This window comes from Methylophaga sp. F7, from assembly GCF_056863975.1.
Genome location: NZ_CM166511.1, coordinates 630,001 through 644,709, shown reverse-complemented (window position 1 = coordinate 644,709; position 14,709 = coordinate 630,001). Strand labels below are relative to the sequence as shown.

7 protein-coding genes, 2 tRNA genes and 2 rRNA genes are annotated in these 14,709 nt (G+C 46.0%); 4 read left to right on the top strand and 7 right to left on the bottom strand.

Translation table 11 applies throughout. The features are described from left to right. Window positions 1-143 precede the first annotated feature (143 nt). Window positions 144-557, bottom strand: coding sequence for a universal stress protein (locus AC08OG_RS03310; protein WP_292404086.1), 414 nt, complete (start codon window positions 555-557; stop codon window positions 144-146). 123 nt (window positions 558-680) lie between these two features. On the opposite strand from AC08OG_RS03310, the gene AC08OG_RS03305 reads away from it, so the two are divergent. The 3 genes from AC08OG_RS03305 to AC08OG_RS03295 all read left to right on the top strand — a co-directional run bounded on the left by AC08OG_RS03305 (window position 681) and on the right by AC08OG_RS03295 (window position 5,324). Continuing rightward, window positions 681-1,747, top strand: a protein-coding gene (locus AC08OG_RS03305; RefSeq protein WP_292357739.1) for an IS3 family transposase whose coding sequence is annotated in 2 segments (ribosomal slippage) — window positions 681-936 and window positions 936-1,747 — 1,068 coding nt in all. Because the reading frame shifts where the segments join, the coding sequence is not laid out codon by codon here. A 463-nt stretch (window positions 1,748-2,210) separates the two neighbouring features. Further along, window positions 2,211-3,575, top strand: a complete 1,365-nt coding sequence (locus tag AC08OG_RS03300; RefSeq protein ID WP_292357737.1) for a coiled-coil domain-containing protein — start codon at window positions 2,211-2,213, stop codon at window positions 3,573-3,575. 96 nt (window positions 3,576-3,671) lie between these two features. Further along, window positions 3,672-5,324: a BCCT family transporter gene (locus AC08OG_RS03295; protein WP_292357735.1), complete on the top strand. Its 1,653-nt coding sequence runs from the start codon at window positions 3,672-3,674 to the stop codon at window positions 5,322-5,324. A 10-nt stretch (window positions 5,325-5,334) separates the two neighbouring features. On the opposite strand, the gene AC08OG_RS03290 is transcribed toward AC08OG_RS03295, so the two are convergent. Further along, the gene (locus AC08OG_RS03290) at window positions 5,335-6,057 is read right to left on the bottom strand and encodes a 3'-5' exonuclease (RefSeq protein ID WP_292357733.1); all 723 of its coding nucleotides are present in this window, start codon (window positions 6,055-6,057) and stop codon (window positions 5,335-5,337) included. Window positions 6,058-6,060: 3 nt separating this feature from the next. Beyond that, the gene (locus tag AC08OG_RS03285; RefSeq protein WP_292357731.1) at window positions 6,061-7,956 is read right to left on the bottom strand and encodes a DUF294 nucleotidyltransferase-like domain-containing protein; all 1,896 of its coding nucleotides are present in this window, start codon (window positions 7,954-7,956) and stop codon (window positions 6,061-6,063) included. Window positions 7,957-8,938: 982 nt separating this feature from the next. Here AC08OG_RS03285 and AC08OG_RS03280 point away from each other — a divergent pair. Beyond that, entirely contained in the window at window positions 8,939-9,886 is a 948-nt protein-coding gene (locus AC08OG_RS03280; protein ID WP_482930036.1) for an endonuclease/exonuclease/phosphatase family protein, read from the top strand. 1,168 nt (window positions 9,887-11,054) lie between these two features. On the opposite strand, the gene rrf is transcribed toward AC08OG_RS03280, so the two are convergent. The 4 genes from rrf to AC08OG_RS03260 form a co-directional block, all read right to left on the bottom strand. Further along, a 5S ribosomal RNA gene (gene rrf / locus AC08OG_RS03275) occupies window positions 11,055-11,169 on the bottom strand. Between the two features lie 86 nt (window positions 11,170-11,255). After that, window positions 11,256-14,157 (bottom strand): 23S ribosomal RNA (locus AC08OG_RS03270). Between the two features lie 219 nt (window positions 14,158-14,376). Continuing rightward, a tRNA-Ala gene (locus AC08OG_RS03265) sits at window positions 14,377-14,452 on the bottom strand. A 119-nt stretch (window positions 14,453-14,571) separates the two neighbouring features. Continuing rightward, window positions 14,572-14,648 (bottom strand) — tRNA-Ile (locus AC08OG_RS03260). Between the last annotated feature and the right edge of the window lie 61 nt (window positions 14,649-14,709).

The window sequence follows — 14,709 nt, the reverse complement described above, 5'->3', positions numbered from 1 at the left end:
AGCAGAAGTTTCAGTGGTCAATGAAAATTGGTGGTGCTATGCGTGCTAATTACGTTATCAGTGATTATCCCAGAAATGACTCTGGTGCTGCCTCGCGTGCTGGTGAAGATGGAGGATATATTAAGGTGGCAGACACCCATTATTCAGCGAACGATGAATACCGAAATATGCTCATGCTCTGCCAGATGGCTGGCATTGGCATGGAACAGATGATTCATGAAACCCGGAACATGTGATGCCATGACTACCAGGTCAGCACCGACTTCATTACCGACTTTTTCCAGCGCCCGATCCAGTTCTGCCACTGGATCATTGCAAGTCACGGCTTTTGACTCCATCGGATAACCACATTGTTCAGTGTGTGACTGGGTGAACTGATCCAGTTTCTGTGCGAACTCCTCCGGATTGTGAGCAACGCTGCTCGGGGCGGAGCTTACTACCCCAACTAGTATGACTTTAGAGTGGTATAGCTTACCAATATCAGCAGCGGTTCTGATTGCTTTTTCCATGGTGGCGGCATGTTCCAGATCTACCGGAACCATAATAGTTGAATACATGACTTTATCTCCTGCTCTGTCATTGAGAATCAAAGTAAAATTAAATTCCATTGTAATCCCCCCAATAAATAATTGAGTTCAAAAGTAGAATTTTCTCGTAAACTAAAGCGCAGGAGATTCTGCATGAAGACATCAAAATTTACAGATAGCCAGATCATGGCGATCCTCAAACAAAACGAAGCAGGGATAAGTGTTCAAGATCTTTGTCGAGAGCACAGCATCAGTAGTGCCACCTTTTACAAATGGCGAGCGAAGTATGGCGGCATGGACACCGCAATGATAAAGCGCCTCAAAGAGCTTGAAGATGAAAATCGCCGTTTGAAGAAAATGTATGCTGAGGAATGCTTGAAATCGCAGATCCGCCAGGAGGCACTTGAGGGAAAGTGGTAAAGCCATCTCTGCGTAAAGAGATGGCGCAGCAGGTCGTCGCCAAACTCGGCCTTAGTATTCGCCTTGCCTGTGAGATCTTCGGGATCAGTGAAACCTGTTATCGCCACCAAGCCAAGCTATCCAACGAAAATGCCGTTATTGCTGATTGGCTATTACGTTTAACCACTGCTAATAAACGCTGGGGCTTTGGTTTGTGTTTCGATCATTTACGTAATGTTAAAAAATTTAGCTGGAACCATAAACGTGTTTATCGCTTATACCGTGAGTTAGAACTGAACTTACGCATTAAGCCCCGGCGGCGGATTAAACGGGATAAACCTGATGCACTGAGCGTTCCGACTGGCATGAACCAGGTATGGTCGATGGATTTTATGTCTGACGCACTGGATAACGGTCGTAAGTTTCGTACATTCAACGTCATTGATGACTATAACCGCGAAGGCTTGTGTATTGATGTGGACTTTTCTATGCCGAGCCAGCGAGTTATTCGGTCATTAGAACAGGTCATGGAGTGGCGTGGTAAGCCTGCTGCAATACGATGTGATAATGGTCCGGAAAACATCAGTCAGGTGCTGATTGATTGGGCAAATAACCAGAAGATCACCCTGATGTATATCCAGCCGGGTAAGCCAACACAGAATGCTTACGTCGAACGCTTTAACCGAACCGTACGTCACGAATGGCTTGAATTACATTTATTTGAGTCTGTTGAACAGGCACAGCTGCTCGCCACACAATGGCTTTGGACATACAATAATGAACGGCCAAACTCAGCAATTGGTCGCGTACCGCCAAGGTAGTTGCTGAGTCCAGCTTAACCCTCTACTTTTAATTGCGGTTATTAATGGGGGGATTACACCATCTTTAGCTTTTCTTTGACACTTTGACACCAAACTAAGGTTTAAAAGAGACTTTGTCCAATAAGACATTATCTGTTTAGAAATTGATCATGTTCAAAAAGTCCGATGCTCCAATTTTAAATGGGGCAAATTCTGGCCGCTGACTCTAGCAAGAAATACAACAGGCTGCCTCAGGTCTTGTCCTGCGAAGGCTCTTGTTTCAAACCGTACATCAAGTGATGACGACGACAAGAGGGTAAAGCGACTCTTTTTTGACAGGGATGATGACACGAGGATTGTGATCTTATAAATCTGCAACAGTTTGCACAGTTCAAGGTCGCTACTGTAGAGTTGATGTGAATTCACAGCTGTTTAAAGCAAGCGTGCAATCCATCATTAGCCACAATAGATAAGAATTCGATAGATGACCTTACTTACCTGCCGTCCCCCTGTTCGGGAAGAATTAAATTCAATCTCATCACTAAAAAAATGGGCTCATATCCCCTTTTTGAGTTTTCTTCTTTTCACTTCTGGAGCCGCTTTTGCTGCTAGCGAGGCAGAACTCAAAGAGCGTATTCAACAGCTAGAAGCCGAATTAAACTCGGTCAATGCTGAACTTGAAAGCATTCAAACCGAAAATAAAAATTTGGCGGAAACTAATGCCAAGCTCACCGATGCTGATGCGCCCATTAAGATAGGCAATTGGACAGTGGGCGGTGCTATTCGTGCCTTGTACACAGTAGGTGATTACACCGCCAATGATAGCGGTGCTCCTGGTCGAGCCTGGGAAGATGAAGGTAATGTTGGCCTAGATACGCTGCGTGCAAATTTAGATTATAACAACGGACCTTACTCGGCTAAAATCGAGTATCGTTGGTATGATGGCTATAATTTCTTGCATACTGGTTGGGTGGGTTACAGCCCGGACGACCATAGTCAGATTCAACTGGGCGTTAATCGTGTGCCCTTCGGTCCCGGTGCATATGGTATCTCACAGGCTTGGTTATTTGACCAACACTACTACCTTGGCCTGTCGGATGATATGGACCTAGGGATTAAATACAGTACGCAACACGGTAAGTGGGCGTGGGATGTGGCCTATTACTCCAGTGACGAAGGCCATTATGCCGGTGCCAGTCGTGATAGCGCCCGCTATTCATATGATGTCGTCGATGAATCCGGTAATGGTTATGAAGAACGCAATCAAATCAATGTTCGGGGGATCTATTCGTTTAACAGCAGTGATGACAGCTCAACCGACCTAGGTTTCTCGCTTCAAGCAGGTGAACTCAAGAGCCGCGGGGTACAATCCGACGGTAACCACTACGCCGCCTCGGTACATATGGTCAATCAATGGGGCAACCTTAAGTTGGCTACACAACTGACACGCTACGAATTCGATGTCGACGTTGACCAGGCACTGGGTACAGATGATCTGGTGCAATTTGGTGCCTATGACTTCCCAAGTACAGCGGCTGCCAAAGGGTGGATACCTGCTGTTTCTTTAAGCTATTACCAACCTACCAATAACATTTCTTGGCTGGACTACGTTCTGCCTTATCTGGAATACAGTTCTATCGTGAAAGATCAGAGCGGATTCAACGACAGTGAAATGATCGTTGCCGGTGTGGCTCTGGCTCGCGGTGGTTGGTATATCTACAACGAAGTTGGCTTTTCCAACGGCAACGAGTTTGTCGGTGGTGATGCAGCCTTCGGCGATCGCCTCGGTGCCAACACCGACGACGAGTGGCAGACCCGCTTCCTGATCAATTTTGGCTATTACTTCTAAACCCCAATTTCTTAATGAGGATCGCCAACAGGCGGTGCTGAATTCTTGTAGTGTGCTTACACTTATACAAAAACTCTTAAATAAAAGGATAGCAACGTGAGTAGTCAATCCGATAACTCCGCTGAACCTGAATCAGCAGGTGTACGCGCACCCAATGGCGCTACCAATTTGATCGATACCGATTATCAGATTGGACAAGATAACTACCGAGCCAAACATTTCGGAATCACTGTTGATCTTCATGGTGTCGTTTTTATCTTCTCGGCAATTGTTGTGTTGGCTTTTGTCTTCCTGTCGCTAGCCTTACCCGAACAATCCACTACGATCTTTGAGGCTAGTAAAAACTGGATCAATACGCACATGACATGGTTTTTCCTGTTGTCTGCCAACATATTCGTTGTCTTATGCCTGGGCTTGATTATTTCACCATTGGGTCGTATTCGCATCGGCGGGGTTGAAGCCAAGCCAGACTTTTCTCGGCTTTCTTGGTTTTCTATGCTGTTTGCAGCTGGCATGGGTATTGGACTAGTTTTCTACGGTGTATCGGAGCCGCTGTCTCACTATAACAGCGCTTTTGGTGGAACCAGCGTGGGCACTGATGGTCTGAGAACCGATTGGGCACCACTCGGTGGCGCAGCCGGCGACCCTGAGGCTGCAAGAAAACTGGGCATGGCCGCTACTATTTTTCACTGGGGTCTGCACCCTTGGGCTATTTATGCCATTGTGGCGCTGTCACTGGCGATTTTTTCATTCAATAAAGGCTTACCACTCACGGTCCGTTCTATCTTCTACCCTATATTAGGAGAGAGAATTTGGGGCTGGCCTGGTCACCTTATCGATATTTTGGCGGTATTTGCCACACTCTTCGGTCTGGCAACCTCATTGGGGCTTGGTGCGCAACAAGCGGCCTCAGGGTTAGATCATCTGTTTGGCGTAGGCGATGGAAACGTAGTACTGGTTCTACTAATCGCAGCCATCACCGCAATCGCCATTGTCTCAATTTTGGCTGGTGTCGACAAAGGTGTAAAACGGCTATCAGAAATTAACATGGTACTGGCATTTGTACTGCTCATGTTTGTGGTTTTTGTTGGTCCCACCTTACTTATATTTTCAAACTTTTTTTCTAACTTAAGCAGCTATTTAACTGAACTTCCTGCATTGTCGAATCCCTTTGGTCGCGAAGATGCTAACTTTAGCCAAGGTTGGACGACATTTTACTGGGCATGGTGGATCAGCTGGTCCCCTTTTGTGGGCATGTTTATTGCCAGAGTGAGCCGTGGTCGTACAGTGCGTGATTTTTTAATCTCTGTAATGTTGATTCCATCTCTTGTCTCGGTTTTCTGGATGACCGCATTCGGCACAAATGCGATCACGCAACTGCAATCTGGCTTTGACGGTGTTGTTTCAGCAGATCTGCCGCTAAAACTTTTTGTGATGCTGGAACAGCTTCCTCTCACTGAAATCACGTCGTTTATCGGCATAATCTTGGTCATTGTGTTCTTTATCACATCTTCAGACTCTGGCTCTTTGGTTATCGATACCATTACCGCCGGTGGCAAAATCGACGCACCTAAACCGCAGCGCGTATTCTGGGGCGTTATCGAAGGCGCTATTGCTGTCGCCTTGTTGCTGGGTGGTGGACTCGCTGCACTGCAAGCGGCATCCATCTCTGCAGGCCTTCCTTTCACAATCGTCTTACTGGTAGGTTGTTATGCCATTGTTCGCGGTTTAATGACCGAGCCCAGGTAGCCTGAACAATTCACTCCCACAATTGACCAATGGCCGTTGTGGGAGAGTAATGCCTGGCCACCTGAGCTAAAAACAGCTCAGCCGTGGCCATGGCATCTACCTTGGCATGGTGAGCTGAATATGTTGGCAAACCATACCGCTGACGGCTATCATCGAGTCGAATTGACACAGGCTGTATACCCAACCTTTCTTTCAACTGGTTTTTCCAACCTCTGCGCTCCCAACGCGCTTCGATTGCCATGGTATCAATTAATGGGAATAAACAATGTTCTCCCCATAATTTATGGCAGGCCAAGTCCAGAAAAGGTCGCTCTATGTGTTGGTAATGAACAACCACTATACAACCACTCAATCTTTCCAGTAGCTCATCTAACACCTGTTCTAACGGCGGTGCAGTGGCCACCTGAGAGTGAGTAATACGATGAAAGGCAATAGACTCTTCAGACAGGTTACACTTCGGCTTCACCACCTGATAATAACCATCTGATGGTCGAATACTTCGCAAGGTAAAAGGCACTAGACCAAAGCTGACTATTTCGTTGTATCGTGGGTCTAATCCAGTTGTTTCAAAATCCAGAGCCATAAACGACACTTCTGACAGCGGCACCTCGGGATCCGTCAACGGCATTTGATAAAAGCGTTGTAGTATAGGATTCGCACAGGCTATCGCCTGCTGCGCTTGATAACGCTGCCACTCATCAATCACACTCTGTTGCGATCGTTTTTTAAACATTCACTATGCCGAGTATGGGTAACGATAAGGAAGAAAATTCTGTGCATTATTGACCACCTGGAAAGCCTCTTTCAAATTGTGACGCTCTGCTGTGTCAATATTTTCTGGTTCAATAGCGTTGTCTATCGCCTGATCATTTCGTAGTTCAAACGCTTGATGACGCATGCGCACTAAAGCAATAAACTCCAGCGCATACTGTAGTTTATCGACCTGGCCAGCAGGTAAAATGTTTGCCTGCTCAATATCCCGCAAACGTTCAGCGCTGTTCTGAGCTTTCGAGCCAACCGCTAACGCATGCACACGAATCACATCCGTTATAGGAGCCAAACCTCGACCCTTGATATTAATTACCTTGTGCTGACGACCATCGGTTTCCATTACAAAGGTACGAAAGAAACCCAAAGGTGGTCTTCGATTCGAGGCATTACGTGCCATTGCACCCAAAAAACGTGGATTATAACGCGCTTTGGTTGCAATCATATCTTGCAGGTTTTCCACTAAATATTCTTCACCATACACAGCATCCAGGTCGAAAAAAATACAGCTGTGTAAAAGCCGTTGAGGATCGGGATCGGCAATCCACTCATCGAAATAGCGTCGCCATTGCGCGAGGGGTTGCCGCCATTGCTCATTGGTGGCCATAATCCCGCCTTTACAGTATTCGTAGCCACAGGCATCCAAACCATCGCTGACTTTTTTCGCCAACATTTTAAAGTATTCATCGTGATGCTCCGGATCGAAACTATCATGCAATACAAGCGCATTATCCTGATCCGTTATTACTGATTGCTCGTGGCGAGCCAGAGAACCATGCACCATAAAGCAATAAGGTATAGGCGCTGGTCCTAACTCATCTTCAGCCAGCTCGATCAAACGCCGCATCAGGCTACGGCCGATACTGGACATTGCGTCGCCAATCATCTTTGCGTTAGATCCATCATCTACCAGGCGTATGAAAGCGGCGCGTATTTCTGGAATCAACCGTGACAAATCACGCACAGAGTTCCGGCTAAAAATATTACTGGCCAAATACAGGCTACTATTGGTTTCGTAACGAACGATATCAGACAGATGCAAAACACCAACCGGGCGACGTCGATGCAGCACTGGTAACCGCTGAATATGATTACGCAACATCATCAACATGGCTTCGTTGACCGATTCATCAGACTGAATAGTAATTAAGCGGCCATCACTAAGTTGACCTACTGGCCTATCCGTTTGAACTCCGGCAGCAACAACCTGAGACCTTAAATCTTCATCGGTAACCATGCCTTTCAGCCGCCAGAGTCCACCATCATCACCTCTAAAGACACCATCACTATCTTCCTCATCTGCGGGCTCAATTAAAAGTACTGAAGAAACCACATTTTCTGTCATCAGGCGAGCAGCCTCCTGAATCGACACTGTGATTTCCACCATCAGGGGCAAACGACTGATCAACTTTCGTACCCGCGTCGTCATCATGTCATTTTCACGCAGGCTCTCGTCTATCGTGCTTTTTAAGCGTGAACCAGAGAGCTCAACGAAATCAGCAAAGCTATCATTGTCACATAGGCGATCAAAAATAGTCTTGGGGATTTGATAAAGCAAGGTATCCTCTATGGCCTTTACTGGAAAGCGGACCTTACCTTGTCGCAAAAGACCAAATTGACCAAAAATATCCCCTTCTTCCAAACGGTTATAGAGCTCACCATTATAGTGATAGGTCTCGACAGCGCCGCTGCGAATATATGAGAGTGCATCGATAGACTGCCCCCTGTTGAGGATCATCGAGCCTGCCTTAAAATAGGTAATCTCAATATTGCCCACAACATCATCTAACAAGTCATCCAGCAATTTATCAAATGGGGGATGTAAACTCAGGTGGTCGCGTATTTCTCGAAGTTCTGCTTCCATGAAAATCTCTAATAAACAGTGATAATGGTCGATTAACCACAGCGATATGTAAACTATAAGTATAGGTCAAGTAAATCAGGTCGCCGCTCAGTAGAAAAACCTGAGCCTATACCCGCAGGGTGGGCGATAAACCGTCACTATTTTGTTGAGGCCTTTGGCTATGATAGACGATCATTTAGCTAATTACAGTATGCTTGGCCTCAACAAAAGATTAACAGCAATTTAATAAATTGCCTTTCAGTACACTGGTATCTGGGATAGCCACAATGTTTGTCGTGACATTTTTTGTAACTTCATAGGATTCCGGCTCATTAGTTATTGATATCATCATTTACGGTGATTATCTCCCCGTACGACTACGCATATTCTGGGCTTTATCCAAAGGTCTTGTTCTTGTTATTGCAGTATTACTGATGGTAGGTGGCTAGGTGGCGTTTCAAACCGCCTACATTATGGGCTTCTTTCCCTTTAGCATGCTCATGTAGATGATGTTTTACGTTTTGTATAAGGGATTAAAAATGAGGGGATAAAGCGTCGTATTATGGATATGCGCCTGCCACCACTTTAATTCTTATCAGAAAGTTGAGGACTAACCATCAGTATCAGCTATTGGTAATACGATCAATTTTTATCTGCCAACGTTTTAGTCAATAAGCTGGGCATTTCTCAAAAAAAATGTCTGAAAACTTCATGTCTTTACTCTTTAACCATATAGAATGAAATACGGTTATTGATGGTAACGCAGTGCAATATCTTCAATACAAGTGAAAATATTGTGACTGCTGCAAAAGCACTTTTATGTTAACGTCTCATTTCTTTCTATACTGATTCTAAAATCCTTTTGAACCCGATATATTTATTTGCCCCTCTGGTTATTTTGTTGCTTTGTGTTTCTTTACTTAGTTTATCAAGTAAAGAAATATGGTGGGTTCGTGTACATGATTTTCCGCGAATGCAATATTTTGTATCCGCGATTCTATTGTTGATTGGCGAAATCCTCTTCATGGATTATGCAAATCTATGTTTCTGGTTACTGCTCTTACCCACATTATTTGTTATTGCTTTTCAGTTATGGTGGATACTGCCTTACACTAAGTTTTATTCACAAGAAGTATGTGAGGCTTCTACTCTGGACTCTGAAAACAGTATAAAAATCATGACTGCAAATGTTCTGATGACTAACAGAAAAGCGGAGAAGCTGATTGAATTAATACAGAATAATAATCCAGATATTTTAGTTACCCTAGAAACAGACCAATGGTGGGAAACCCAACTCAAACCAATTGAAGATGATTATCCTTATCGAATGAGCTGTCCTCAGGAAAACTTGTATGGTATGCATGTCTATTCTAGATACCTGTTATCGGAGTCGACAACTGAGTTTCTGGTGCAAGATGATATTCCATCAATGCACACATTGTTAACCTTGCCATCAGGCCAAAATATTCGTGTACATTTTCTGCATCCGGCTCCACCCAGTCCGACAGAAAATGAAGAGTCTTCTAAGCGTGATGCCGAGCTAATTATGGTTGCCAAAAGCTTAGCAGACGCTGAATTACCAATAATCGTTACCGGTGATCTCAATGACGTCGCCTGGTCCAACACAACCAGGTTATTCCGCAAAATCAGTAAATTATTAGATCCACGCATTGGTAGAGGTATGTTTAATACCTTTCATGCTGATTATTGGTTTATGCGTTGGCCGTTAGATCATTTATTTCATAGTGCGCATTTTACGCTTTATGATATCCGTCGTTTATCCCATTTTGGCTCTGATCATTTTGCTTTGTTTACACAATTAAACTTTGTTCATTCTGATACCATCAAATCACAGCCCGAAGTTAAGGCTGATAACGATGATAAAAGATTTGCAAGAGAAAAACTGACCTCAGAAGAGGTGAGTGAAAGCGATGTACCTACTCCAAGTTAGCGTAGTGCATATTTGTATTTAATAATTTACTTTAAGGAATTCCATTTTGAATTTTCATAAATGGCTATCAGCAGGACTCATTTTAATTTTTGGTATGTTGTCGGGATGTGGGCACTATAAGCATGGACACATGCCACCAGGCCATGACCCAGCCGGTCCGGGAAACAGCGAAAACGCTCCAGGACACAATAAAGATAAAAAATATTAATTTAAATATGGTTGAACCATTATTACTAATGATTAGATCTAATATTGAAGCGATTTCTATTTAACTATTTGAAGTCACGATACATTCTTTTGAATATAAAAGGGCTCGCCTAAAATAACTGCCTTTCATCTTGTCAGGATACAATCAACAGTGACCTAATTTAGGGGGCCCCACTTTCATACATCTGCGTGTCCATGAATGACTTATACCAACCGAGAAGCTTGGTGGTTATGTCGACCTACTCTGATGAAGTGCATCCCTGCATCTCGCTCTTCGAGCACCTATCGGCATCCTTTGTCGCTGCTGGCGATTATGTCACCTGCTTTGTGCTCAGACTCATGTGCAATGATTACAATCTGGCTAGACAAAAAAATACCCGGGCCTCTATGAGGAGAACCGGGTATTTTTTGTATTAAAGCCTGGCAGTTATTCACAGGGATGTGATGTATGCCGATAACGCAGGAGCAGTTATCGGTGACCTACTTTATCAACCACCGCCCTGTGGCTGCCCCCTTCGGGCTCGCTTCGCTCATGCAAAAACGCTTATCTCCCTGGATGGAGTGTATGCAGAAGCAATGCTGGGAGCATTTCCTGTCCTGGCGTTTTTGTTATTTACAGGGAAGTAATATCTGTCGGTTTTGCAGGAGCAAAAACTGACTACTCCGTTCAAGTAGGTCACATTGTCTCAACTACAGATAATAAAAAAGGCCACCTGAAGAAGTAGTTTTGTGCTTTGACCTACTTTGACTGAGCCCAGCCATGGACTCAGCCCTTCGGACGCCTGGCGGCGTCCATTATCGCTTATCTCCATGGATGGAGTGTATGCAAAGCCATGTCTGGAACCTGGCTTGTCCCGGCGATAATGTCACATGGGGAGTCACATGCTCAGGCAGGATAATGCAAACCTTCAAGCCAAAAAAAGAGCCCATCCGATTGGATGGGCTCTTTTTTTGTATTAAAGCCTGGCAGTGACCTACTTTCACATGGGAACTCCCACACTATCATCGGCGCTGAGCTGTTTCACTTCTGTGTTCGGGATGGGAACAGGTGGTGCCAACTCGCTATGGCCGCCAGGCATAACTTGGTGCTTACTTTACAGGCAAGCTAATTCGGGAAGTAAAGGTTTTCTCGCTTATGCGCACCCAACTTACTTGGGGTTATATGGTCAAGCCTCACGGGCAATTAGTATTGGTTAGCTTCATACATTACTGCACTTCCACACCCAACCTATCAACGTAGTGGTCTTCTACGGCCCTTCAGGAGCTTAAAGCTCGGGGAAATCTAATCTTGAGGGGGGCTTCCCGCTTAGATGCTTTCAGCGGTTATCCCGTCCGTACATAGCTACCGGGCAATGCCATTGGCATGACAACCCGAACACCAGGGGTACGTCCACTCCGGTCCTCTCGTACTAGGAGCAGCTCCTCTCAAATTTCCAACGCCCACGGCAGATAGGGACCGAACTGTCTCACGACGTTCTAAACCCAGCTCGCGTACCACTTTAAATGGCGAACAGCCATACCCTTGGGACCGGCTACAGCCCCAGGATGTGATGAGCCGACATCGAGGTGCCAAACACCGCCGTCGATGTGAACTCTTGGGCGGTATCAGCCTGTTATCCCCGGAGTACCTTTTATCCGTTGAGCGATGGCCCTTCCATTCAGAACCACCGGATCACTATGACCTACTTTCGTACCTGCTCGACGTGTCTGTCTCGCAGTCAAGCACACTTTTGCCATTGCACTAACCGTATGATGTCCGACCATACTTAGTGTACCTTCGTGCTCCTCCGTTACTCTTTGGGAGGAGACCGCCCCAGTCAAACTACCCACCATACACTGTCCCTAGTCCCGATAAGGGACCGAGGTTAGAACTCCAAACATACCAGGCTGGTATTTCAAGGTTGACTCCACAAGAACTGGCGTCCTCGCTTCAATGTCTCCCAGCTATCCTACACAAGTAGGTTCAAAGTTCAGTGCAAAGCTGTAGTAAAGGTTCACGGGGTCTTTCCGTCTAGCCGCGGGTATACGGCATCTTAACCGCAATTTCAATTTCACTGAGTCTCGGGTGGAGACAGTGTGGCCATCGTTACGCCATTCGTGCAGGTCGGAACTTACCCGACAAGGAATTTCGCTACCTTAGGACCGTTATAGTTACGGCCGCCGTTTACCGGGGCTTCGATCAAGAGCTTCTTCCGAAGAATAACCCCATCAATTAACCTTCCGGCACCGGGCAGGCGTCACACCCTATACGTCCACTTTCGTGTTTGCAGAGTGCTGTGTTTTTAATAAACAGTCGCAGCCACCAGTTCACTGCAACCCTCTTCAGCTCCACGAGCAAGTCGCTTCACCTAACAAGGGCACACCTTCTCCCGAAGTTACGGTGCTATTTTGCCTAGTTCCTTCACCCGAGTTCTCTCAAGCGCCTTAGAATTCTCATCCCATCCACCTGTGTCGGTTTGGGGTACGGTCGTTTGTTACCTGAAGCTTAGAGACTTTTCCTGGAAGCCTGGTATCAGTTACTTCGTCTCCATTGAGACTCGTCATCATGCCTCAGCTTAGCTCTACGGATTTTCCTATAAAGCACGCCTACACACTTAAACCAACATATCCAACAGTTGGCTAACCTAACCTTCTCCGTCATCCCATCGCAGTAACAACCGGTACAGGAATATTAACCTGTTTTCCATCGACTACGCATTTCTGCCTCGCCTTAGGGACCGACTCACCCTGCTCCGATTAGCGTTGAGCAGGAAACCTTGGATTTTCGGCGAGGGGGCCTCTCACCCCCTTTATCGTTACTCATGTCAGCATTCGCACTTGTGATATCTCCAGCAAGCTTCTCAACTCACCTTCACAGACTTACACAACGCTCCTCTACCATGCCGTACAAAGTACGGCATCCATAGCTTCGGTATATGGCTTAAGCCCCGGTACATCTTCCGCGCAGGCCGACTCGACTAGTGAGCTATTACGCTTTCTTTAAAGGGTGGCTGCTTCTAAGCCAACCTCCTAGCTGTCTGTGCCTTCCCACCTCGTTTTCCACTGAGCCATAATTTTGGGACCTTAGCTGATGGTCTGGGTTGTTTCCCTTTCCACGACGGACGTTATCACCCGCCGTGTGTCTCCCATGATTGCACTTCTCGGTATTCGGAGTTTGCATGGGGTTGGTAAGTCGGGATGACCCCCTAGCCCAAACAGTGCTCTACCCCCAAGAGTGATACATGAGGCGCTACCTAAATAGCTTTCGAGGAGAACCAGCTATCTCCTGGCTTGATTAGCCTTTCACTCCGATCCACAGTTCATCCCCGCATTTTTCAACATACGTGGGTTCGGCCCTCCAGTTAGTGTTACCCAACCTTCAGCCTGACCATGGATAGATCGCCAGGTTTCGGGTCTAATCCATGCAACTAGTCGCCCTATTAAGACTCGGTTTCCCTTCGCCTCCCCTATTCGGTTAAGCTCGCTACATAAATTAAGTCGCTGACCCATTATACAAAAGGTACGCAGTCACAGAACAAGTCTGCTCCTACTGCTTGTACGCACACGGTTTCAGGTTCTATTTCACTCCCCTAAACGGGGTTCTTTTCGCCTTTCCCTCACGGTACTAGTTCACTATCGGTCGATAAGGAGTATTTAGCCTTGGAGGATGGTCCCCCCATGTTCAGACAAGGTTTCTCGTGCCCCGCCCTACTTGTCGCAAGCTTAGTACCTTTAACGCCTTTTCGTGTACGGGGCTATCACCCTGTATCGCTAAGCTTTCCAGCTTGTTCCACTAAAACGTTAAATATTACTTGCAGGCTGTTTCCCGTTCGCTCGCCGCTACTAGGGAAATCTCGGTTGATTTCTTTTCCTCCGGCTACTTAGATGTTTCAGTTCGCCGGGTTCGCCTCATTAACCTATGTATTCAGTTAATGATACATACCCTAAAGTATGTGGGTTGCCCCATTCGGAGATCGTAGGCTCAAAGCTCGTTTATCAGCTCCCCTACGCTTTTCGCAGATTACTACGTCCTTCATCGCCTCTTATCGCCAAGGCATCCACCATGTGCGCTTATTCACTTGACCATATAACCCGAAATAAATTGGGCTATATGTATTTGCTACATAAGTTTCTTTACGTGCATTATTGCCGTGTCTCACGACAACACAATAATGCGCCTTGTTTACTTTACTTCCCGTTTTGTTAAAGAGCAGTGTATTAAACACTTTATAATCAACTTAACTATAAGTTCACTATGAAGTATCAATTCACCAGACAGAGATTGGTTTCGCGTTTAAAAAGGTTGGTGGAGCTACGCGGGATCGAACCGCGGACCTCCTGCGTGCAAGGCAGGCGCTCTCCCAGCTGAGCTATAGCCCCTTTCGGCTTTCTCGGTTCCACTTTTACCCCCAAAAGGGCTTTTTCGCAGCTTGGTCGATTTCATTGCCGAAGTTGACGCTAGCCAATGAGGTAATTAAATCGGGCAAAATGCGGAAAAGTGGTGGGTCTGGGAAGATTTGAACTTCCGACCTCACCCTTATCAGGGGTGCGCTCTAACCAACTGAGCTACAGACCCAGATCTCTGTCTGTTCAGTATCAAGTAATTTGTGTGAGTACTCACGCCTTCTATCTCGTCT